This window comes from Mycolicibacterium sp. Y3 (assembly GCF_051188035.1).
GTDB classification, from domain to species: domain Bacteria; phylum Actinomycetota; class Actinomycetes; order Mycobacteriales; family Mycobacteriaceae; genus Mycobacterium; species Mycobacterium fluoranthenivorans.
In genome coordinates this window covers 3,037,889-3,059,254 of record NZ_JAVQLT010000001.1, presented here as the reverse complement: position 1 = coordinate 3,059,254, position 21,366 = coordinate 3,037,889, and the positions used below count along the sequence as shown (strand labels likewise).

The window sequence follows — 21,366 nt, the reverse complement described above, 5'->3', positions numbered from 1 at the left end:
CCTCCGTTAACTGTGCTTTGCGATTGAATTTAGGTTAGAAAAAAGTCTCGCGTCAAGGCAGTCGCAGCGCGCCGCCCCCTACCTGAGTCGGCGCGGCTCCCGTGACACCACCGATACGAACGACACGCACCCACCGGGCCGCCCACCGAGATTGTGCGTCAGCGCGGTGTGCGGATCGGCCAGCTGTCGTTCGCCGGCTTGCCCACGGAATTGCAGCCACGCCTCGTAGAGCATGCGCAATCCACTGGCGCCCACGGGGTGACCGAACGACTTCAACCCGCCGTCGGGATTGACCGGCAGCCGTCCACCCGCGTCGAATTCGCCCGCCAGCACGTCCTTCCAGGCCTGCCCGGTGTCGGAGAAGCCCAGGTCCTCCATCAACACGATCTCGGTCGGTGTGAAGCAGTCGTGCACCTCGGCCAGCGACAGCTGCTCGGCCGGACGCTCGATTCCCGCCTGGGCGTAGGCATCCTTGGCCGCCTTCACCACCTCGGGAAACGTCGTGTAGTCGTACGCCGAGTCCATCGATCCACGCGTCGATCCCGCGATCAGCGACAGCGCCTCGACATACATGGGTGCGTCGGTGAACTCGTGTGCCCGCTCGGCGGAGACGATCAGGGCGCAGGCCGCACCGTCGGACACGCCGGAGCAGTCGAACACCCCGAGGCGGCCGGCCACCTTCGGGGCACCGTCGATGGTCTCGCGGGCCACCGGGGAACGGAACTGGGCCTTCGGGTTTCGCGTGCCGTTGTCGTGGTTCTTCCAGGCGACGTGTGTCATCGCGGCCCGCATCTCGTCGGGATGCACCCCGTAGCGGTCGCAATAGGCGGGATCGAGCAACGAGAAAGCGGCCGGCGCGGTCATCGAGATCTCCGGCGCGGTACCGTCGCCCGGCGGGTCCTGCCGTAACAGCCCCGAATAGCCCGAGTCCTTGAGCTTCTCCACACCCACTGCCATCACGATGTCGTAGGCGCCCGCGGCGACGGCGTAGCACGCGTTGCGGAATGCCTCCGACCCGGTGGCGCAGAAGTTCTCGACACGGGTGACCGGTTTGTCGTCACTACCGATCGCGCGGCTCAGGGTCAGACCGCCCAGCCCCGAGCTCAGCGTGCCGAGCCAGTAGGCGTCCACATCCGCGCGACCGACTTGGGGCACACCCGCAAGGCACTCCTGGTAGGCCTCGAGGATGAGGTCATCGGTGGAGGCGTCCCACCGTTCGCCGAACTTGCTGCAGCCCATGGACACGACCGCGACCTTGCCTGCGATTCCGTTACTCGGCACTGTCCTGCACCGCCTTCCAGAAGTAGTCGTGCACACCGCCGGCGGTGAACAGCCGCCGGAAGGAGAACCGAACCCGGCTGCCGACGTTCAACTCCGACGGTCGGGCGTCGGCCACCTCCAGGGTGCACCGTCCGCCGCCGTCGATGTCGATCACGGCTTGCACCATCGGCGGCGACGGCGAGAACGCCAGCCTGTCCACCGTGTAGGTGACGACCGTACCGGCCAGCTGCCCGGCCGCGACGTCGACCATATCGTCGACCGCGGCGCACGATCGGCACACGCGCGTCGGCGGCAGATGGGTGAAACCGCAGTGCGTGCAGCGTGATCCGGTGAATCCGAACTTCCACCGCTGCGATCGTGCGGCCGGTGGCGCAGCAGCCCGATCGGGTTCGGGCCTGCGCGGCGATTCCCGTTCGACGAGTCCGCGCCACGACAGGTAGGTCAGGTGCGGCACCGGGAGTCCGCCACCGCGCTGCGTGCTCAGCGCTGTGCGCTGACGGGCCTCGGTGAGCGTGGCAGTGGTGCGGAAGACGACGGCGTCGCAGCCGTCCACGGCCGACAGAAGCAGGATGGTCTCGCCCGGCTCGGCGGTATCGAGGGCGCCGGCCAGGGCGATGAGCGGATCGGCGGCACCGGTGTGCCCGACGGGCGAGGTGATGACCGATTTCTGGCCTTTGACCAAGGTGGCGGCGCGCTTGACCACAGCCGTGTTCGGGCAGGCGAGGACGACGTGATCGGCATCGGCCAGGCCGGCCGCATCCAGCGCCTCGCGCGCGGTCGACCGGATCAACGCGCTGTAGCGCTCGGCCCCGAACCGTTCCTCCCACTGGTACCCGGTGGTGGACGCCGGATCCCGCCACCGGTCCAGGAACTCGTCGGTCTGCGAACGGGCCGCGAGAATCTCGGCGATGGGGTCACCGTCGCCGAACCACAGGGCCGCCGCGCCATCACCGCCGGTCTTCTCGTCGGCCGACCCCGGTTTGCCGACGCGCACGTCGGCGGCGATGACCAGTCCCCCACCCCGCGCGCAGGCGAGCAATCCGGCGATGGCACTGCGGGCCGTACCGCCCAGATCGGCGGCCAGCACGTCGGTGGGCAGACCGAGTGCCGCGTGCACCGCACTCGCGTTCGTCTTGTCGGCGTAGGCGGGCGTGGTGGTGGCCAGGTAGAGCGCACCCGGGTGCGCACCTGGCTCCACCACCAGGCCGGCAGCGCTGACGGCCATGGTGGTCGAGTCTTCGTCGTACGAGGCGACCACCCGGTCGCCCCTGCGCAGGCCGATATCGGCTGCACTCAGTCGATGGCGGGGTAGGTAGCTGCCGTACCGCAGCAATCCGAACGTCACGATGCCCCCCTGAACACGGCAGCGATCCCCTGCCCGCCGCCGATGCACATCGTCTCCAGGGCCAGCCCCCCACCGCGGCGCCGAAGTTCGTGGAGCATGGTGGCCAGGATGCGCACGCCGGTCGCCCCGATCGGGTGGCCGAGCGAGATGCCCGACCCGTTCACGTTCAATCGGTCCTCGACATCGGCCGGCTTGAGCCCCCACCCGGACAGCACCGCCAGCACCTGGACGGCGAAGGCCTCGTTGATCTCGATCAACGCGAGGTCATCGAAAGTCAAACCCGTTCGGCTGAAAAGCTTCTCGACCGCGCCGACCGGCCCGATACCCATCCGGGAGGGCTCGCAACCGACCGCGGCCCAGCCTTCCAGGAATCCGATCGGTTCCAGGCCGAGTGATTCCAGCCGATCCTCGGCCACGACGAGACACGCGGCGGCGGCATCGTTCTGTTGGGCGGCATTCCCCGCGGTGACGGTGCCACCCGGCTGGACCGTACGCAGTCGCGCCAGGGTGTCGATGGTGGTGTCGGGCCGCACGCCTTCGTCAGCGACCACCACGATCGGATCACCGCGCCGCTGAGGCACCTCCACGCTGACGAGTTCGTCGTCGAAGAGGCCGTTGTTCTGTGCTGCGACGGCGCGTCGATGGCTTCGCACCGCGAACTCGTCCGCAGCCGACCTGTCGATACCGTAATCGGAGGCGAGATTCTCCGCGGTTTCGATCATTCCGCTGATGGGACCGAACCGCCATACCGGCTGCGACAATTCGCGTCCGCGGTCCAGGCGGTCGTAGAGCATCTGGTTACCGGACCGGGAGCCCCACCGGGCGGTGGTGGTGTAGTGCTCGATATTGCTCATCGACTCCACACCGCCGGCCAGGACGACATCGGCCGCGCCGGTCTGCACCGTCATCGCTGCCGTGATCACGGCTTGCAGCCCACCACCACAGCGGCGGTCGATCTGCAGGCCGGAGACGGTGATCGGCAATCCGGCGTGCAGGGCCGCCCACCGACCGATGCACGGGGCCTCGGAGTTGGCATAGGACTGCGCCATGACGACGTCTTCGATGACCTCGGGATCGATACCGCTCTGGGCGACCACGGACTTGATGACGTGCGCCGCGAGGTCTTCGGCCCGCAGCGGTCGCAGGCTGCCGCCGAAGGTGCCCACCGGCGTGCGCAGCGGCGCGACGATGGCGGCGCGCCTCATTTGTCGCCCCGCCAGCGATCGGCCGACGGGTCGAGCAGGCTGTTGAGCCGCTCGTCGGGTAACCACACGATGGTCTCGAGTTCGAGTGCGTCCAGGAAACGCACCCGGCCCGTGCGCAGGTCCACCAACTTCAGCCGTGGAGAATTGGCCTGGTCATCGATGCTCACGGCGACTTCGGCGAACTCGCTGCCGATGACAGCACCCACCCCCGGAATCGTCACCGGTGCCGACTCGTCGAACTGGATTCCCATGAATGCTCCTTAGATGAGGAAGCTCAGTGACGGCACCGGCTGGTCGGCGTCGACCAACTGCACCTTCTTGTACGCCAGCCGCATCTCCCCATCGACGAGGCGCAGTCGGTAGGTGACCCGACCGCCCCAGATGTGGTTGCCGCGCGGGCGCGATTCGACAACCAGGAAGTTCGCCCCGACCTCAAGATCGAGGGAGCCTTCGGGATTCGGTCGCCCACCGAGGAATTCGATGTTGGAGATCAACCGTCGCAGATGTGACGGCGGAGCCTGGGCGTACCGGCGCCCGGTACGCACTTGTTTGAGCCTGGTCGAGATTCGGCTGCGGTTGTCGTAGATGATCGACATCTGACGCGTGGGGTCGGATCCGCCTGAATCGGCAGGCACCCAGTACAACGCATCATCGGTCCACAGGGACTCCCACGCGTCATAGTTGTTTTCGTCCGCGTAGCGCGCCTCGCGGTAGAGGAACTGTTCGACAGCGAATCGCTCGAACTCCTCGGGTGCCGCCTCGAGCACGTCCGAGCCGTGCAGTGACGTGGTCACGGTGCTCAGTCCCTTTCCATCAGCGTCTTGTAGTGGGACCAGAAGCCGCGCATCCCCGTCTCATCGGTATTGGTACCGATCTTGAATCCGTTCTCGTCGACGGTTTCGCGGTTCATCCCCCGGCGCACATCGAGCCACTCCGGGGTCAGGGCGGCGATGCCCTGCTGATTGCGCTCATACATCTCGGTGTCGTCGGCGAGCAGCATGCCTGCCGGCCCCACCGAGCCGATGCACTGAGAAACCATGCGGCGATTCAGTTCTGGCGCGCCGGCCAGTTGGACTGCGGTGGCGTACTGCACGCACTGGTCCACCGCGACCGGCTGGATGTTGAAGACCTGAATTTCGGCGATGAACAGGTTCGGGAAGATCATCACGTGCGGCGCGCCTTCGATGAGGATCTGCTCGGCGGCCTCCCCATGCTTGGCCCGCATCGCGGCAACGTAGTGGGGCACCCGCGATTCGGTGGTTCCGAACCAGCGCATCGGCTCGGCGTACTTTCGGAACTCCGGCCGCAGATCGTTCTCGCTGTGTCCGCCGCCGAGGTCTCGGGTCACCGCGGTCGAGGAGTCACTGTAGAGGGGGCCAATGGTGCTGCCGGTGACGCCGAAGATGGATCCGTGCACGAACTGGGGGTGGTAGCCATCGGTCTCGTTCTCGGCCAGCAACTTCCAGTTGGCCTGCGCCTTGTGCTGAAGCCAGCCGGCGGTGAGTTCCACCCGGCCCTCCGGCGACAGCCGGGTCAGCCGGTCGATCTCGCCGGCGGCGGCACCCAGATGCTCGACCAGCGACGGCCCGTCGGGTGCAAAGCTGCCGAAGACGAAGCCGCCGTAGGAGTCGACGCGCGGTACCCGCCCCATCGCGAGGTCCAGCTTGCGGTCGCCGTAACCCTTGAAGAACGGAAATCCGATGAGCTCGCCGTCATTTCGGAAGGTCCAGCCGTGGTACGGGCAACGGAAGGTGCTGGAGTTGCCCTTGGCGTCATCACACACCTGGTTGCCACGATGAGCGCACCGATTGAGCAGCAGGTGCACCTCGCCGTCCCGGTCCCTGGTCATGATGACGTCCTGGGGTCCGAGCTTCTTGCGCACGTAGTCGTTGGGCTGGGCGACCTCACTCTCGTGGCCGACGAACACCCAGGTGCGGTACCAGATCTTGGCCAGTTCTTCGGCGTAGATCGAGGCGTCCGTGTACAGGGTGCCGTGCACCTTCTCCGGCCGGATCAGCCGGTCGTACCGGCTGCCGGTGTCCGCGGAGGGATCGATGACAGAGGTCATGAGTGAACTCCTTGTCGTGGGCCGAACGAGGGTCGCCGCTTCTCGCCGAAGGCGGCGACGCCTTCGGCGAAGTCGTCGCTGCCGAACAGTCGTGCCTGATGCGCGGCTTCATGATCGAGAACCTCGATCGGGGGCAAGGTGGGACTGATGGCCAGCAGGGCCTTGATGACGCCATAGGCCTGCGCAGGCCCCGCGGCGAGCCGGTGCGCATCGGTGCGCGCGGCCGCCAAGGCTGCGCCGGGTTCGGTCGTGGCGTCGACCAGCCCCCAACTCTCGGCAACCCGTGCGTCGATCGGTTGCGGGAGCATCAGCATCTGCCGGGCACGGGCCGTGCCGACGCGACGTGGCAGCGACGCGAACGCGCCCATGTCGCCGGCGAGACCGACGTTGGTGAAGGTGGTCGCGAAACGGGCGTCGCTGCCGGCCACGACGCGGTCGCACGCCGCTGCCAGCGCGGCACCGGCACCGAATGCGGCGCCCTCGACCGCGGCGATGACCGGTTTCGGGGTGTTCCAGATCGCCCGGATCACGCGCTGTGCCAGCTGCGCGCGGTCCATGGCTTCGGTTTCGGACATCAGCTTCATCGTGGAGATGTCACCGCCCGAGCAGAATGTGCTGCCCGCACCGGTGAGGATGATCGCCCGCACCCCGTCGTCGGCATCCGCCGATTCCAGGGCATCGGCCAGTTCCAGCCGCAGCGGGATGTCGATCGCGTTGCGCACCTGCGGGCGATTGAGGGTGAGGGTGCGCACGGCACCGTCATCCTCGATGAGGACGTTCATCGCCCGGTGAACTTCGGTGCTCGCCGTTCGATGACGGCGCGAAGCCCCTCCAGGGCATCGGCTGTGCCGGACAACTCCGAGACGGTGCGCGATTCCTCGGGGAGCCGCTCCTCGATCGAGGCACCGACACCCGACCACACCAGCCGTTTGGTGGCCGACAGTGCCTTGGTGGGCATCGCGGCCAGCTCGGCGGCAATGGTCTCGGCGCGATCGGTGAGCTCGGAGTCGTCGACGACCTCGGTGATCAGTCCGATCGCCGCGGCCTCGGCCGCCGTCAATGTGGGGTTGGTGAGCAGGATGCGCAACGCCTGGCGCAACCCCACCAGCTGCGTGAGAGTGACCGAGGACCCGCCATCGGGTGCCATCCCGACCCGCACGGCCCCGGAGAAGAATTTGGCCGACTGCGCGGCGATGACGATGTCGGAGGCGCAGACCAGTCCGAGTCCGCCGCCACCGGCCGCGAACCCTTGTACGGCGGTGACCACCGGTACCCGCAGTTGGATGAGGGCAGCGGTTGCCAGCTGCAGCCAGGCGGTGGCTTCGCGCAGGTAGTCCGGCAACGCCTCGCCTTTGGATTCGAAGGTGTGAATGTCACCGCCGGCGCAGAAATTACGGCCTGCTCCGGTGAGCAGCACCACCGTGACCGCGGGGTCGGCGTGGCAGGCGAGCACCGCCTCGTGCAGTGCCTTGAGGGTTTCGACGTTGAGACCGTTCGACGTGCCGGGGCGGTTCAGCCGGATACTGGCGACACCGTTGGGTGCGACCTCTCGTAATACTGCGGCGTCGATCGCTGTGGTCATGCCTTGACCTCTCTGTTCTTGAATGCCGATACCCCGGCTTGGCCGGCCTGACCGCCGATGCGCCAGACGACGGCATCGGTCTCGTCGGAGTTTGCGATGTCGAAATCCTTGTTGAGACCGTCGATCACCAGCCGCTTGATGGTGGTGAGGGCCGAGCGGTCACGTCCGGCCAGTTTCGCCAGGAACGTTTCGACGGATTCGTCAAAGGTTTCCGCAGGAAAGCCCATGTAGGCCAAGCCCATTTGGACGGCAGCCGAACCGGTGAGCTTGTCGCCGGACAACAGCAGCCCCAGGGCCTGCTGCCGGCCGAGCAGGCGCGGCAGGCGTGCGGTGCTACCCCCGCCGGGAATCATGCCGAAGTTGATGTGGTTGTCCGCGATCCGTGCCTCGTCGGCGACCAGCACGATGTCGGCGGCCTGCATCAGCTCGAAGCCACCGGCCATGGCCACACCTTCGATAGCTGCCACGACCGGCACCTTCGCGCGGGTGATCGCCTCACAAGCGGCTTTGAACGAGGTGAACAACGTCCGCAACTCGGCGGAGCCTTCGGCGCGCAACCTCTGGACTTCGTCGAAATCGCCTCCGGCACAGAAATTCCCGCCGGCCCCGCGGATCACGATGACATTGACGTCCTGGCGGTCGCCGAGCTGGTCGATCGCGCTCTCCAGCGCATGGGCGAGCGCGACGTTGATCGCGTTCATCCGATCCGGCCGATTCAGCGTGACGCGCCCGATACCGCCTTCGATATCGCTGAGAACAGATTTCACATGTACCTCCCGCCACCCACTTCGATCACCGTTCCGGTGATGTAGCTGGACAGTTCTGAGCCCAGGAACACGACGGCGCCGGCCACCTCGCCCGGTTCGCCGGCACGCTTCATCGGCACATCGGCTTCGCGTTGAGCGAAGACATCCGCAGGCATGGCCGCGGTCATCGGCGTGCGGATCAGGCCGGGTTGCACTGCATTGATCCGCACGTTGTGGTGGGCCACCTCTTTGGCGGCCGCCTTCGTCAGGCCCACGATTCCGGCCTTGGCGGCGCTGTAGTTGGTCTGGCCGGGGTTACCCGACTTGCCCGACAGCGACGAGATGTTGACGATGCTGCCGGACTTCTGCTCCCGCATCACCGCCGAAGCCTCACGGATGCCGAGCCAGGTACCGCGCAAGTGCACCGTGATGACCGCGTCGAAGTCGGCGACCTGCATCTTCTTCAGGGAGGCGTCACGCGTGATACCGGCGTTGTTGACGAACACGTCCAGGCGGCCGAAGTCGCGACACGTGTTCGCCACCAGCGTCTGCACCTGGTCTTCTGCCGTCACATCGCACACCGCGCCGACGCAGTCGAGATCCGGGGTGGCGATGTCGCGTGCCGCACGGGCCGTGGCGTCTCCGTCGAGATCGGCCAGCACCACCTGCGCTCCGTGCTGATGCAATGTGCGCGCGATCTCGAGGCCGATCCCCTGGGCGGCGCCGGTGACCACCGCAACCTTGCCCTGCAGCAGTTTCTCCATACCCGTCTCCCGTCGATACCTCCGGCATAGACAAATCTAGCCGATATTTCTAATCTAGGTTAAATCAAGTGGCTACGGTGATTCAACAGGCCACGTCGAGGAAGAAGGACCACCATGGATCTGGGACTGTCAGGAGCACGGGTCGTCGTGACCGGTGGCGCCTCCAACATCGGCCGGGGAATCGTGCACGCGTACGCCGCCGAGGGCGCCCGAATCGTGTTGAACGACATCGACGAACCCCAGGCCAAGAAGGTGCGGGACGAGGCCCTCGACCTCGGAGCCGCAGCAGTGGAACTGGCCATCAACGATCTGACGACCCCCGGGGGCGCGGAGGACACCATCGGCCTGGCGGTCACCACCTGGGGTGGTGTCGACGTGGTGGTCAACAACGCCGGCTGGAGTGTGCCCGGTTTCGTCGCCACCGATACCGATCGCGACAAATGGCAGCGCACCATCGAGGTGAACTTCTACAGTGCGGTGGCCACCACACAGGCGGCCATCGGCCCGATGAAGAACGACGGCGGTGGCGCGTTGGTGTTCATCGCCAGCGACGCGGCGTTCGGTCAGATACGCCAGGGCATCTACGGCGCTTCAAAGGCCGCCATGGTCGCGTTCGCGCGTACCACCGCACGCGAACACGGCCGCCATGGAATCCGCTCCAACATCGTCTGTCCGGGCCTGGTGATGCCGGAGAGTGCCGACGCCGTCGGCGCCTCCAGTCTGTGGGCCGTGGGCGAAGATGAAGTGTTCAACCCCAACCAGATCGAGTTCATGCTCAAGGACACCCCGATGCGCCGGTTGACGACCGCCGAGGATGTCGCTCGGGCGGTGCTGTGGTTCTCCTCGCCGCTGGCCGCACGCCAGGTGACCGGGCAGATGATCTCGGTGAGCGGCGGCTACACGATGCCGTGATCCGGTCAGATGGGCTCGGTCAGATGGGCTCGAAGGAGGAGATCAACCACTGGCCATCGACCTTGTCCAGACCGACCCGCACCGACGAGGCGGTGTCGGTGGGCGCATCGGTACCGACGATCGACGTCTGGTTGACGAAGACCAAGACCTCTGCGTGGCCGCCGGTTGACGAAATCGAGCCCGCTGCAGGGACGTTCGCGATCGCCGAGATCTTCTTCTCCCGAGCGCCGGGGATCACCACATCATGGATCAGCTTTGCGTAGGAGTCACGGAATGCGCCCGTCAGCCGTGCCTGAGCGGTGCCGAGCGTCTGCTCGACGGTATCCGGCTGGTAGGAAAGCAGCGCGACGGTGCCCTCGCGCGCGGCCTGCACCGACGCGGCGGCGGCCGCCCGGGCATCCCTGGAGGAACCGTCCACCCACTTCAACCATCCGGTGACGCCACCGAGTACGACCACAAGCAGCGGCAGCACGATGTAGGCGACGACCTGCCGCCACGACATACGGTTCTTTGCAGCCGAATTCGTCGAGGTCGCCGGCTCGCTTTCGTCGTCGATGAGGTCGGCAGATGAGGTCGGCGCGCTGGTCATGCTAGGGGCGGTCACGTGAGTCCTTCTCGCGGTGCGGAACTGATGATGAAGTGCCTAGGGCACGAAGGCGACGTTGGATACCTTGACCTCGTTACCCAGTCTCTGTACCGAGATCCGCATCCGCCACGACCGAGGCCGTTGTTCTGTCCCGTCTGCGACAGTCGTCTTGACGCTCACCGCGACCAATACCTGCGCGTCCCGATCGGTCTCGGACTCGACGCCGGCCGAGACCACCGTTCCCACGGACTTGGACTGCGTCTTCTTCACCACCTCGATGAAAGGCTGTGCGCGATTGTTGAAGTCGTCGTAGAACGCGCCGGTCGCCGAGTCCAGGATGCGCTTCACATCGCCTTCGACCTCGTGGTGATCGATCGTGGTGAGATCGGTCGCGGCTTGCCGCGCCGCGTCGACAAACGTGGTCTGCCGTTGGTCGAGCTGCCGGGACTGATGGGCCCGCACGCCGAGCCAACCCCCCAGCGACGCCACGCCGATGACGGCGACGAGACCGCCCACCAAGGCGATCTTGGTCGGGTCGCGGCGCCATGTGCGTGATGCGCCGTCCTGGTCCGGCGGGTACTCCGCGGTGTCCGCGGTTGCTGTCGTCACTTCGGGTTCGGCGGCATCATCATCGACTGCCATGTCTGCTCCTGAGCATTGTGGGCCAGGTTGGCCTGGGTGTAGACGTGGCCGTCCGGACCGAGGTAACTACCTGTGGCCGGGTCGTACTGCGCCACGGCGATCGGCGGCGCAACCGGGCCCGGCGGCGCGGTCCCCGGTGTACCGGTAGGAGCCGGCCCCGCCGCGGGCGGCAGCTGCGGAATCGGCTGCCCGGACAACGTGGCGTTGGGGTCGCCCTTCCAGTTGAAGCCGTCGTTGAGGGGGACGTAGTTCTCGTCGCTCTCACACATCTTCACCGTCGGCGCACGCTTACCCGGACGTGTTTCGCACGGATAGTTGCGCGCACCCCGCACGTTGAACTGCGAGTCCTGTGGTACCCGGCAATAGAATTCACCGGCCGGGCGGTCCGGATAGTCGGTGAGACTGGTCGTCCGGGCCTGCTGTGGCGGGAGATAGCCGGTCAGGCATGGTGGCGGCAGGTTGAGGTTCAGGTTGAAGCTCAAGAAGGCACCTTTGTACGCCTGCTTGGTATTGCGGTTGGTGACGCCCGCACCCTGTACCACCTCGACCGCTGACGGGGCGAGAACCAGCAGCTGTTCGATATTCGGCTGATAGGTCACCGCCACGTTGCCGATCGTGACCAGGTTCGCCAGGACCACCGGCAGGGTGGGCTGCAACCGGTCGAACAACTGCCGGACCTGATCTGCCGCGTCCGGGCCGTCTGTGAGGATCCCCCGGACCGACGTGTCCTCGCGCTTCAGTTGCGATGTCACCGATGCCAGGTTGGCGGCCCAGTTCTCGATCGAGCCGGCGGTCGCGGTCTGCGAATCGAGGATGGGTCTGGAGTTGTCGATCAGATTGGTGAGGGAGTCGAGATTCTTGCGTGCGTCGATCGCCAGCGTGGTGGAGCCCTTGACCAGTCTGGCCAGATCCGGTCCCAGTCCCCCGACCGCGGTGGCCGCCTCACTGACCGCCGTCTGCAGGTTGTCCCCGGGGATGGCGTCCAGACCCTTGTCCGTCGCCGCCAGCAGCGTGCTGATATCAGGAGGAACCGATGCGCGATCCCTCGGGATGACATCGCCTGCCTTCAGCGGACTTCCATCCCCGTGCGGCAGCAGGGCGACATACTGCTCACCGATCGATGACGCACTGTGCACTTCGGCCGTCAGGTCACTGGGAATCGGGATTCCGGATTTCAGCGCAAGATCGGCGACCACCCCGTTGTCGTCGAGACGGACATCGGTCACCTTGCCGACCTCGGTGCCCCGGTAGGTGACGTTGGCGTTCTTGTAGAGACCTGCCGCCGCGGGCAACTCGACGGAGACCTTGTACTGACCGACGCCGAACAGCAGGCCGGGCAGACCCATGTAATTGAAGATCATGATGGTTCCGCCGACCAGCGTGATCACGGCGAAGAACGCCAGCTGGATGAGGACTCGTCTGCTGAGAACCATCTAGGGCCCCTGATTCAGGTGGTACGGGATGATCAATGGATTGCCTGAGGTGTAAGGACTCGGCAATTGACCGATGGTGCGGCCCCATTGCATTTCGAGTTCGGTCAGGTTGCCCTCCCACCGCGTGCCGGTGAGGAAGGACGAGTCGAGCCGGCTCAGTGTCAGATCGATGATCGCGGTCAGGTTCGCATAGTCACCGCGGAACCACTTGCTCAGCGTCTCCTTCGCGAAGGGGTACACCGAGAAGAAGCTCAGGGAACGGGTGAGTGCAGGCCCGGAGTCGGCCAGCGACTTCAGCACAGGGCCGATGTCCTTGAGTTCCTGGACCAGTGCGTCTTTGGTCTGGTTGGCCGAATCTGCGGCCAGTGCACTGAATTTGCCGAGCTGATCGAGGGTGTCAGCCAGCTTGGTGCGTTCGTCCTTGATGACTGCCAACGCATCCGGGATGGTATCCAGAGCTTTGTCCACCACGGGCCTCTGCTCGGCGAATCCGGAGACCAGATTGTTGAGGCTGTCGGTGGCGGCGATGATGTCGTCGGTCTGAGCATTGGTGTTCCGCACGAACGTATCGAGTTGATCGATCAGACTTCTCAGATCTTTCTCGCGTCCGGCGAATGCGGTGCTGAATGCGGTGGTGATGTCTTGTATCTGACCGATACCGCCACCGTTGAGCAGCAGCGACACGGCGGCCAACGTCTGTTCCGTCGACGGGTACCCACCCCCGGATGCCAACGGGATCAACGACCCCTCGTGCAGTCTGCCCTCGGCCGGTTCGGCGACCGGTGGCGCCAGCTCGATGTGCAGTGAACCGAGCAGGCTGGTCTGGCCGATCGTCGCGGTCGCGTTGGCGGGCAGTTTCACGTCACCGTTGACGCGCATCGTCAGCAGAGCGTGCCAGCCCTGGCGTTCGATATTGGTCACTGTGCCCACGTTGACGTCCCCGACCCGGACGCGGGAGTTCTGCTGAATGTTGTTCACGTCAGGCATCTGCGCCTGGATGGTGAAGGCTCCGGGCCCGTCGCCCTCGGTCCCCGGCATCGGGACGGAGTTCAAACCGTGCCATCCCCCGCAGCCGCTGAGCAGCATGGACAGCACGGTCACCGCGATCACCACCGTGCCGAAACGCCTGGACGCCGTCATGAGCCTGCTCCGGCGGGGACCATCATCCCCGGAAGGCCCGCCGCGGGATCCGGTTGAGCCGCCTCGGCCGGCAGCGGCGCTGCGGCGGTCGGGGCTGGGGCTGCCGGTGACGGCGGGACATAGTCGGGACGCATCCAGTCCTCGCTGTAGGTCACTTCGTTCGGCCGCGCGGTGGCGCCGACGATGGGGTTGCCGCCGATCGGGAAGAAGTTCATCTGGCGGTTCTTCACAATCGGGGCCAGGTACTGCACGCACAGCTTCGACGATTGCTCGGCGTTGAGTCGTGACGCGGCCTGGACCGCACCACAGATGAAGCTGATCGGATCGCTGAAGTTGTTCGTCGACAGGGCGCCGGACAACGTTCCCTGCGCGGGCTGATAGATGTTGATGAAGTTCTGCAAGACGGTCGGCGAGATGTGCAGCAACTGCTTGACATCGTCGATGCTCTCGGTGACCGTCTGCGACACCGCACCCAGTTTGTCGGAGGTGGTGCCCAGTGATTCCTTGTTGTCTGCCACGAATTTCGACACCGATCGCGAGACATCGCTGACATTGCGCACGGCGTTGCTCACCTCATCCGGGTCGTTCGCGAGAGCCCCGCTGACCGACGCCAGATTCTGGTTGAGCTGCTTCATCAGACCCGAGCTGTCCTGCAGCGCCGAGACGAGCAGTGACAGATTCCGCAGCGTGCTGAACAGGTCGGTGCTGTGGTCACCGAGCGCCGAGGTCGCCTGGGACAACTTGACCAGCGTGTCGTGGATGCTCGCCCCCCGACCGCGCAGGTTGTCGGCGGCTGTGTTGACCAACGACCCGAGTGTGCTGGTGCCGCCGGGTTCGGTGGGCTGCAGCATCTCGGTCAAACGCTGCAGCTGGGTACGGACATCGTCCCATTCCACCGGGACGGCGGTCCGCTCCCGCGGGATGACGGCCCCGTCGGCCAACGTCGGTCCCGCCGTGTAGGCGGGCGTGAGCTGAATCGCCCGGGCGGTGACCAGCGAGGGCGCGAGAATGACCGCCTTGGCGTCGGCCGGCACTTTGTACTTGTCCTGAACCCAGAAGCTGACCTTCGCCCGCTGCGGCTCGACGTCGATCCGGTCGATCTCGCCGACCGGGACGCCGAGGATGCGGACCTCGTCACCGACGAAGAGTCCGTTCGTGTTGTCGAAGTAGGCGACGACCTGGGTGCGCGAGATGTTCGTCGTCGCCGGGATGACCACGACGAGCCCGGCGATCAGCAGTAGCGCAAAGAGGGCCACCACGGCAATGCGGATGCGCGGTTGTGTCATTGGTGTTCTCCTGCAACGGGAGTGCCGTCGGGACCGATTTCACCGGGCGCAGGCTGGAAGACGGCGCTCGGAGTCGGCTCGGGCACGGACACGTGGCCTGGGGATTCGGGCGCCGGTGGACCGGGCGGGGGTCCGCCGGGCGCCGCCGGCGGACCGGGGTCGCGGTAGGGATAGCACCCGGGGCCGGGCAATGGGACGCCCGGCGGCCCGCATTGCTGATCGCCGGGATTGCCGGTGATGGCGTCCGGGATGGTCATTCTGGGCTCGCCGCTCTGCCCGGTCCGCGGGAACGGAACGGGAAGTGCCGGGGTGCCGGGCTGGCCGGTCTGGGGGTCGGTGCGCTGGGAGGGCGCGAGCACGTGCGGGTCCAGGCCGAGATCCGAGAAGGCGGCGTCGATGAACGGCTGAACGAACTGCCCCGGCAACAGGTTGGACAGGTAGGCCTTGAAGAACGGGCCCGACGCCACCGACTCGCCGAGTGCGAAGGCGTACGACGTGAAGCCCTTGATCGACTGCTGGACTTCGGCTTTGCGGTTGGCGACGATGGTCAGCGCGCCGTTCAGCATGTCCAGAGCCGGTTTGAGCGTGTCACGGTTGTCACCGATGAACCCGTTGATCTGGGCCGCCAGCGCCGAGATGTTGTTCGAGATCTGATCCAGCGCGGCGCGCTGACCCTCCAGTGCTATGAGCAACGCGTTGGAATCACGTACGAGTTGGACGATCTTGTCACTGCGTTCGGCGAGAACGCTGGTCGCCTTGTTCGCGTTGGCCAGCAGGTTGCGTAGTTGGTCGTCACGGCGGTTGAGGGTGTCCGAGAAGCGACCGACACCGTCCACGGCGAGCCGGAGGTCTTCCGGGGTGTTGCGAAAGGTGTCGGCCAGTGTGGAAAGCGACGCGGACAGCTGATCGGTGTTCAATCCGCTGATCTGAGCCGTGATGTCGCCGAGCGCATCCGGCAGCTGATATGCCGAAGTGGTGCGCTCCAGCGGGATGACGTCCTTCTGCTCTCCGTCACCGCGTGGGGTGATGTCCAGAATCTTGGACCCCAGCAGGCTTTTCGTCTTGACCGCGGCTTCGGTGCGATCACCCAGGTGCACATCGTCGTCGACCTGGAACCGGACGAGAACCTTTGCGCCGTCGAGAGAGATGCTCTCGACCTTGCCGATCTTGAATCCGGAGACCTGCACCTCGGCACCGGACGTGAGACCACCCGCTTCGGCGAAATAGGCGGCGTAGCTGGTCTGCGCGGACACCAGAGGTAGCTTGTCGTAGTTGAGGACACCGACGCCGATCGCCGTCACCGCGACGACTCCGACGGCACCGATGATGAACGGGTTTCGTTCTTGGAATGCCTTCATCGCGGAGTGCACCTGCCCGAATCCTGGCCTGCCATCTTGACGTAGACGGGCTGTCCACCTTTACCGTTGAGCTTCAACACCAAGTCGCAGATGTAGAACGAAAAGTAGTCGCCGTTGAGGCCCTGCCGTCCCAGAATTCGGTACGACTCGGGCAGGGTGGCCAAGAGATTGTCGACGTAGTCGTGGTCGGCGACCACGATGCCGGCTGTCCGGTCGGTCTCCTTGACGGTGGTGGCCAGTGGCGGCCGCGCCTGGGCCAAGAGATCGCCGATGCTGCCGGCTGCGGCATTCGTATACGCCACGGCGTTGCTCAGATCGCCTTTTCGCGATTCGAGGGTGTGCACGATCTCCGACAGTGAATCGACTGCGGCGCCGAACTTCTCCTTCTGATCGCCGAGGGAACCGAGCACGGTGTTGAGATTGGTCACGACCTGGCCCACCAGTTGGTCGCGGTCGGCCAGGGTGTTGGTCAGTGCCGCGGTCTGTGAAAGAAATGAGCCGACCGTCGCGCCTTGACCTTGTAGCGCCGAAAGTAGTTGTCCGCTCAGCGCATTCACCTGGTTGGGATCCAAAGCGCGGAACAACGGCCGGAAGCCACCGATCAGGGCATCCAGGTCCAGGGCAGGCGAGGTGCGGTCGACGGGGATGGTGGCGCCGGGCTGCAGCAGCCTGGGTGACCCGGTGCCCTCTTCGAGGGCCAGGTAGCGACCGCCGATGACGTTGTCGTAGCGGATCGCCGCGCGGCTGCCTTCCGTCAGCACGACCGAGTCCTGCGCGGTGAACTCGACGGTCACGGTGCTGTCCTTGTTCAGCGCGATGCGCTTGATCTTGCCGACCTCGACGCCGGCGATGCGCACGAAGTTCCCGTTCTCCAGTCCGGTGACATTCGTGAACACCGCGCGAAACGTCCGCGCCTCATCGAAACGGAACTGCGCGAAAATGGTGAGCAGTGCGAACATTCCCAGTGCTGCCACGATCACGAACACGGTGAGCCGCCAGGCTGCGCCTGACAGGTTGTCTCTCACGTCGTCGGCCTCTCACTGCTCGTCTGATGGGGTCGTGTCATGCCTGTGCTCATCCCGGCGGCTGCGTCGACGGATCCGGCGCCGGGCCGCCGATCCCCGGAGGGATGGGCGCCTGGGCGTCCGGCGGCGCGGGTGGCACTCCGGGGAAGAGCGGCGTCCCGCCGGGTCCGTACTGCGCAGCGCCGTAGGGCGGTTCCCATGGCGGCGTCGGACCGGGGGCCGGACCACCCTGGTAGCGGATGCTCGGAGGTTCCGGCACAGCCCGGGTCACCGGGAAGAAGTTGGCCCACCCCGGGAAACCGATTCCCGGATTGGGTCGGTTGTCCAGTCCGGTACCGAACCCGGTGTTGGTGACGAGGGTGCGTACCGGCCAGTTCTTGGCGACATCCGGCAACGATCCACAGCCCGGTTTACCGCCGGGACCGCCCTTGGCCCCGTTGATCGGGAGATTGTCGGGATACCGGTAGGGATCATCACCGAGGAGCAGCGCGGCGTCGACGATCAGCGATTTGCCGTTGGCGCCACCGGTGTAGTCCGCCTGGCCGAAGTCGATCGCGTTCTTTCCGCCGAGGAACAGACAGGTCAACTCGGGGTTGTACTTGTTGAACAAGCCTGTGGTGGGGCGCAGGACGTTGACCGCGTCGACGAGGTTGTCCTTGTTCGGACCGAGAAGTTGGGTGCCGCTCTGGGAGAACCCGATGACGTTGACCAACAACGAATCCAGTTGGTGAGCTTGGGATGCCACCGTGGTGCTCGTGGTGCTGGCACCGTCGAGGATCCGGATGAGGTCCGGTGCCGCGGCCGCATAGGTGTCGTTGAAATCTCTGAACGCGCGCCAGTCCTGCCCGATGGTCTCCGACCGCGCGTTCAGGGCGGTCAGCACTTCATTGGCCGACGTCGTGGCCTCGCCCATCCGCGGACCCTGACCACGCACACCCTCGGCAACCGCCGAGAGCACCGAATTCAGCTTCGCGGGATCGATCTTCTTGATGACGCCGACGAGGTCCTGGAACACGGTGTTCACCTCGGTGCTCACGTTCTGCGATTGCAGCACCGCACCGGCCGCCAGCGCTTTACCCGACGGGTCCTCGGGGTAGATCAGGTCGACATACTTGGCCCCGAAGACCGTGGTCGACGCGATCCGCGCCACCACGTTGGAGGGCACGTAGCGAACCTTGTCGGGGTCCAGCTCCAGTCGCAGGCTCACCGGATCTCGCCCCCCGGCGATCGACCCGACACGCCCCACCTGCACACCGCGCAGCTTGACTTTAGCGCCGACCTCCATCACCAGGCCGGCCCGATCGGAGGTGAGGGTGACCGGAACATACCGCCGGAACGAACCGTTGAACAGCGCCCAGGTGAGGGCGATGCATCCGACCGTGAAGACGATGAGAATCGCTGTCCACCAATCGGCGTGGATCCGAGGTTCGCCTGCTCGACGCGCCATCCGCTCAGCCCGCCAGGTTGAAGTTGCCGGACTGCCCGTAGATGGACAGCGTGACCAACAGGGTGACGAACACGGCGACGACCAGTGAGGTCCGCGTGGCCCGACCGACCGCTTCACCCACCCCGGCGGGGCCCCCGGACGCGGTGAAACCGTAGTACGTATGGACAAGCATGATGACGACCGCGGTGACCACGGCTTGGACGAACGACCAGATCAGGTCGGTGGGAATGAGGAAGGTGCGGAAGTAGTGGTCGTAGACGCCGGTGGACTGTCCGTAGATCACGGTGGTACCGATACGGGCGGCCAGGAAGGACATGATCACCGCGACGCAGTACAGCGGTATCACCACAACGACACCGGCGAGCACGCGCGTCGTGGCCAGATAAGCCAGCGAACGGACCCCCATCACCTCCAAGGCGTCGATCTCCTCGTTGATGCGCATGGCGCCGAGTTGCGCAGTCGAGCCGGCGCCGATGGTGGCGGCCATCGCGATGGCCGCCGTCAGCGGCGCGATGAGTCGCACGTTGAAATACGCTGATGCGAAACCCGTCAACGCCTCCACGCCGACCTGGGCGAACTGGTTGTAGCCCTGTACGGCAACCAGCGCACCCGTCGAGACGGTGAGAAAACCGACGATGACGACCGTGCCACCGATGACGGCGAGCGCGCCGGTTCCCAGACTCATCTGAGCGATCAACCTGACCAGTTCGGTCTTGTAATGCACGAACACATCCACCGCCGAGCCCAGCGTGCGCCCATAGAACTGGGTCTGCTCCCCGACCCTGGTCCAGCTCGCATGCCATGCCCGCGACTGTCGCGACAGGCGCGGGAACCGCTGTCGGATAGTGGTTTTGACGCTCACAGGTTCACCTTGATTCCCACTGCGGTCATGAAGATGTTGATGATGAAGAGCGCGAGGAACGAGAACACCACGGTCTCGTTGACCGCATTGCCGACACCGGCCGGGCCGCCGCCGACGGTGGTGCCCATGTAGCAGGCGATCAAACCGGCCGTCATCCCGAACAACGTGGCCTTGATGAGGGAGACGACGACGTCTCCGACACCTGTGACCAGGGTGAGTCCGGCCACGAACGCACCAGGCGTCACGTGCTGAAAGAACACGGAGAAGGCGAATCCGCCTGCGAGACCGACCAGAATGACCAGTGAGGACAACAGCAGCGCCACCACGGTTGCGGCGAGCACCCGTGGGACCACCAGGGCCCGGATCGGATCGATCCCCATCACGCGTTGGGCGTCCAGTTCCTCGCGGATGGTGCGTGCTCCGAGGTCCGCACACATCGCCGTGGCGCCGGCACCGGCGACGACCAGCACGGTGACGATGGGACCGATCTGGGTGACCGCGCCCAGCGCTGCGCCGGTACCCGAGAAGTCCGCTGCGCCGAATTCGGCCAACAGCACGTTGAAGGTGAACACCGTCAGCACGGTGAACGGGATCGACAGCATCAGCGTCGGCAACAGTGACACCCGCGCCACAAACCATGACTGGAGGACGAATTCACGCCACGGGAACGGCGGCCGGAAGGTGGCGACAGCCGTATCCAATGCCATCGCGAAGAATCCGCCGATGGCCCGTACAGGTTTCGCCGCGGTACTGGTCTTGAACACCAAGCTCCTCACAAGTTCCCGTCTGAACTGGCGGTCACGGGTACGCCGCGCCCGCTCGACCCCGGCCGGCAGTTCGCTGAAGCAAGCACAGCGCGCATCTCCTTCGCCCTCCGGCCATGGGTCACATCGATAGCCATCGAGTGACGCGGCTCACGGATCGAATCAAACTTAGACTAAAAACGTCAAGTCTGAACGAGGGCCGAACGCAGTCCGATTTCCACGGCCGGGTCATCCGCGCAGGCTGACCCACTTTTGACGCAATCGTCAGAGATTGAGCTGCGCAGCCCTGGCGGTATCACTGGTTAACAGCACTAAATTGATTCCCGAGCCGCCACGGCGCCATCGCCATCCACAGGGCGACGCCGGCCCCGTGCGCGCCCGAGCGGAAAGTCGCCAAACGACTGACATCATTTTCGAATCAGTGATAAATTTTTCCGATGGCCAGTACCACTCCCCACCCCGCCGCCGACGATTTCGCCGAGGCCTACGGTCGAGCGTGGACCGACGATCCCGATTTGCTTTGCACGTACTTCGCCGAGCGCGGCACGTACGCGGACGTGGCAATGGGCGGAACCTATGTGGGCCGGGAGGAGATTCGGCGCTTTCACCGGTGGATGCTGAGATTCTCGCCCGATTCGCTGATCGTGTTCTCTCATCCCGCCGTGCAGGACGACCGTGCCTACTACGAGTGGACGTGGAGCGGCTCGATCAACGGCCCCCTCCTCCTCCCCAGCGGCGACCGCGTCGACGCGGTCGGCCGCCACTTCTCGGTCACCGGTATCGCCACCTGCCGGTTCGACCCGGACGGAAAGTTGACCAGCCATCACGACTACTGGGACGTCGGGCTCCTCGTCGAGCAGCTGGGACAGTCGCTGGTGGCGAGCTCCCGCCCCTGAGGCTCACCTCCAGCCGACACTCAC

The 21,366-nt window shown here is 65.6% G+C and carries 22 protein-coding genes; 2 read left to right on the top strand and 20 right to left on the bottom strand.

Translation table 11 applies throughout. The features are described from left to right. Positions 1-78: 78 nt before the first annotated feature. From QN239_RS14805 to fabG, 10 genes are read right to left on the bottom strand one after another with little or no spacing between them, the layout of a single operon-like run. A complete protein-coding gene (locus QN239_RS14805) occupies positions 79-1,281 on the bottom strand; it encodes an acetyl-CoA acetyltransferase (protein ID WP_499011407.1) in 1,203 nt (400 codons plus the stop codon). Then, entirely contained in the window at positions 1,271-2,626 is a 1,356-nt protein-coding gene (locus tag QN239_RS14800; RefSeq protein ID WP_499011405.1) for an OB-fold domain-containing protein, read from the bottom strand. Before QN239_RS14800 ends, QN239_RS14805 begins: the two co-directional genes overlap by 11 nt. Further along, positions 2,623-3,831, bottom strand: coding sequence for an acetyl-CoA C-acetyltransferase (locus tag QN239_RS14795; protein WP_499011403.1), 1,209 nt, complete (start codon positions 3,829-3,831; stop codon positions 2,623-2,625). The genes QN239_RS14800 and QN239_RS14795 overlap by 4 nt, the downstream gene beginning before the upstream one ends. After that, a complete protein-coding gene (locus tag QN239_RS14790; protein WP_167162663.1) occupies positions 3,828-4,082 on the bottom strand; it encodes a hypothetical protein in 255 nt (84 codons plus the stop codon). The genes QN239_RS14795 and QN239_RS14790 overlap by 4 nt, the downstream gene beginning before the upstream one ends. A gap of 9 nt (positions 4,083-4,091) precedes the next feature. Then, positions 4,092-4,613: an aromatic-ring-hydroxylating dioxygenase subunit beta gene (locus tag QN239_RS14785; protein WP_499016797.1), complete on the bottom strand. Its 522-nt coding sequence runs from the start codon at positions 4,611-4,613 to the stop codon at positions 4,092-4,094. A gap of 17 nt (positions 4,614-4,630) precedes the next feature. Beyond that, positions 4,631-5,899, bottom strand: coding sequence for an aromatic ring-hydroxylating oxygenase subunit alpha (locus QN239_RS14780; RefSeq protein ID WP_090364166.1), 1,269 nt, complete (start codon positions 5,897-5,899; stop codon positions 4,631-4,633). Continuing rightward, positions 5,896-6,681, bottom strand: coding sequence for an enoyl-CoA hydratase/isomerase family protein (locus tag QN239_RS14775; RefSeq protein WP_499011400.1), 786 nt, complete (start codon positions 6,679-6,681; stop codon positions 5,896-5,898). Before QN239_RS14775 ends, QN239_RS14780 begins: the two co-directional genes overlap by 4 nt. Next, complete coding sequence (locus QN239_RS14770; RefSeq protein WP_499011399.1) at positions 6,678-7,481, bottom strand: enoyl-CoA hydratase/isomerase family protein; 804 nt, start codon at positions 7,479-7,481, stop codon at positions 6,678-6,680. Before QN239_RS14770 ends, QN239_RS14775 begins: the two co-directional genes overlap by 4 nt. Then, the gene (locus QN239_RS14765; protein ID WP_499011397.1) at positions 7,478-8,248 is read right to left on the bottom strand and encodes an enoyl-CoA hydratase/isomerase family protein; all 771 of its coding nucleotides are present in this window, start codon (positions 8,246-8,248) and stop codon (positions 7,478-7,480) included. Before QN239_RS14765 ends, QN239_RS14770 begins: the two co-directional genes overlap by 4 nt. Beyond that, on the bottom strand, positions 8,245-8,991 hold the full coding sequence (fabG, locus tag QN239_RS14760; protein WP_499011395.1) for a 3-oxoacyl-ACP reductase FabG: 747 nt from the start codon (positions 8,989-8,991) through the stop codon (positions 8,245-8,247). Before fabG ends, QN239_RS14765 begins: the two co-directional genes overlap by 4 nt. A gap of 114 nt (positions 8,992-9,105) precedes the next feature. Between fabG and QN239_RS14755 the strand changes: the two genes are divergently transcribed. Next, positions 9,106-9,903 carry an SDR family NAD(P)-dependent oxidoreductase gene (locus QN239_RS14755; protein WP_090364157.1) on the top strand — a complete coding sequence of 266 codons (798 nt, stop codon included), beginning with the start codon at positions 9,106-9,108 and terminating at the stop codon, positions 9,901-9,903. Between the two features lie 19 nt (positions 9,904-9,922). On the opposite strand, the gene QN239_RS14750 is transcribed toward QN239_RS14755, so the two are convergent. From QN239_RS14750 to QN239_RS14705, 10 genes are read right to left on the bottom strand one after another with little or no spacing between them, the layout of a single operon-like run. Then, positions 9,923-10,507 carry an Rv1363c family protein gene (locus tag QN239_RS14750; protein ID WP_499011393.1) on the bottom strand — a complete coding sequence of 195 codons (585 nt, stop codon included), beginning with the start codon at positions 10,505-10,507 and terminating at the stop codon, positions 9,923-9,925. Positions 10,508-10,546: 39 nt separating this feature from the next. Next, positions 10,547-11,131 carry an Rv1363c family protein gene (locus QN239_RS14745; RefSeq protein WP_499011391.1) on the bottom strand — a complete coding sequence of 195 codons (585 nt, stop codon included), beginning with the start codon at positions 11,129-11,131 and terminating at the stop codon, positions 10,547-10,549. Then, positions 11,095-12,564 carry an MCE family protein gene (locus QN239_RS14740; RefSeq protein ID WP_499011389.1) on the bottom strand — a complete coding sequence of 490 codons (1,470 nt, stop codon included), beginning with the start codon at positions 12,562-12,564 and terminating at the stop codon, positions 11,095-11,097. The genes QN239_RS14745 and QN239_RS14740 overlap by 37 nt, the downstream gene beginning before the upstream one ends. After that, positions 12,565-13,704: a virulence factor Mce family protein gene (locus QN239_RS14735; protein ID WP_499011387.1), complete on the bottom strand. Its 1,140-nt coding sequence runs from the start codon at positions 13,702-13,704 to the stop codon at positions 12,565-12,567. Further along, a complete protein-coding gene (locus QN239_RS14730) occupies positions 13,701-14,990 on the bottom strand; it encodes an MCE family protein (RefSeq protein ID WP_499011385.1) in 1,290 nt (429 codons plus the stop codon). The genes QN239_RS14735 and QN239_RS14730 overlap by 4 nt, the downstream gene beginning before the upstream one ends. After that, positions 14,987-16,348 (bottom strand): MCE family protein, encoded by a 1,362-nt coding sequence (locus QN239_RS14725; RefSeq protein WP_499011383.1) that lies wholly within the window; start codon positions 16,346-16,348, stop codon positions 14,987-14,989. Before QN239_RS14725 ends, QN239_RS14730 begins: the two co-directional genes overlap by 4 nt. Next, the gene (locus QN239_RS14720; protein WP_499011381.1) at positions 16,345-17,373 is read right to left on the bottom strand and encodes an MCE family protein; all 1,029 of its coding nucleotides are present in this window, start codon (positions 17,371-17,373) and stop codon (positions 16,345-16,347) included. Before QN239_RS14720 ends, QN239_RS14725 begins: the two co-directional genes overlap by 4 nt. 49 nt (positions 17,374-17,422) lie before the next feature. Next, positions 17,423-18,820 carry an MCE family protein gene (locus tag QN239_RS14715; protein WP_090364146.1) on the bottom strand — a complete coding sequence of 466 codons (1,398 nt, stop codon included), beginning with the start codon at positions 18,818-18,820 and terminating at the stop codon, positions 17,423-17,425. A gap of 4 nt (positions 18,821-18,824) precedes the next feature. Then, complete coding sequence (locus tag QN239_RS14710; protein ID WP_090364211.1) at positions 18,825-19,664, bottom strand: ABC transporter permease; 840 nt, start codon at positions 19,662-19,664, stop codon at positions 18,825-18,827. A gap of 14 nt (positions 19,665-19,678) precedes the next feature. Then, on the bottom strand, positions 19,679-20,389 hold the full coding sequence (locus tag QN239_RS14705) for an MlaE family ABC transporter permease (RefSeq protein ID WP_499016795.1): 711 nt from the start codon (positions 20,387-20,389) through the stop codon (positions 19,679-19,681). 494 nt (positions 20,390-20,883) lie between these two features. Here QN239_RS14705 and QN239_RS14700 point away from each other — a divergent pair, with 494 nt between their 5' ends. Beyond that, the gene (locus tag QN239_RS14700) at positions 20,884-21,342 is read left to right on the top strand and encodes a nuclear transport factor 2 family protein (RefSeq protein WP_499011379.1); all 459 of its coding nucleotides are present in this window, start codon (positions 20,884-20,886) and stop codon (positions 21,340-21,342) included. The last annotated feature ends 24 nt before the right edge of the window (positions 21,343-21,366 follow it).

Coding starts and splice junctions, on each gene's coding strand:
- QN239_RS14795 (WP_499011403.1), bottom strand. CDS start 3,831: ATGAGGCGCGCCGCCATCGTCGCGCCGCTGCGCACGCCGGTGGGCACC.
- QN239_RS14790 (WP_167162663.1), bottom strand. CDS start 4,082: ATGGGAATCCAGTTCGACGAGTCGGCACCGGTGACGATTCCGGGGGTG.
- QN239_RS14780 (WP_090364166.1), bottom strand. CDS start 5,899: ATGACCTCTGTCATCGATCCCTCCGCGGACACCGGCAGCCGGTACGAC.
- QN239_RS14775 (WP_499011400.1), bottom strand. CDS start 6,681: ATGAACGTCCTCATCGAGGATGACGGTGCCGTGCGCACCCTCACCCTC.
- QN239_RS14770 (WP_499011399.1), bottom strand. CDS start 7,481: ATGACCACAGCGATCGACGCCGCAGTATTACGAGAGGTCGCACCCAAC.
- fabG (WP_499011395.1), bottom strand. CDS start 8,991: ATGGAGAAACTGCTGCAGGGCAAGGTTGCGGTGGTCACCGGCGCCGCC.
- QN239_RS14755 (WP_090364157.1), top strand. CDS start 9,106: ATGGATCTGGGACTGTCAGGAGCACGGGTCGTCGTGACCGGTGGCGCC.
- QN239_RS14745 (WP_499011391.1), bottom strand. CDS start 11,131: ATGGCAGTCGATGATGATGCCGCCGAACCCGAAGTGACGACAGCAACC.
- QN239_RS14740 (WP_499011389.1), bottom strand. CDS start 12,564: ATGGTTCTCAGCAGACGAGTCCTCATCCAGCTGGCGTTCTTCGCCGTG.
- QN239_RS14735 (WP_499011387.1), bottom strand. CDS start 13,704: ATGACGGCGTCCAGGCGTTTCGGCACGGTGGTGATCGCGGTGACCGTG.
- QN239_RS14730 (WP_499011385.1), bottom strand. CDS start 14,990: ATGACACAACCGCGCATCCGCATTGCCGTGGTGGCCCTCTTTGCGCTA.
- QN239_RS14725 (WP_499011383.1), bottom strand. CDS start 16,348: ATGAAGGCATTCCAAGAACGAAACCCGTTCATCATCGGTGCCGTCGGA.
- QN239_RS14715 (WP_090364146.1), bottom strand. CDS start 18,820: ATGGCGCGTCGAGCAGGCGAACCTCGGATCCACGCCGATTGGTGGACA.
- QN239_RS14705 (WP_499016795.1), bottom strand. CDS start 20,389: ATGGCATTGGATACGGCTGTCGCCACCTTCCGGCCGCCGTTCCCGTGG.
- QN239_RS14700 (WP_499011379.1), top strand. CDS start 20,884: ATGGCCAGTACCACTCCCCACCCCGCCGCCGACGATTTCGCCGAGGCC.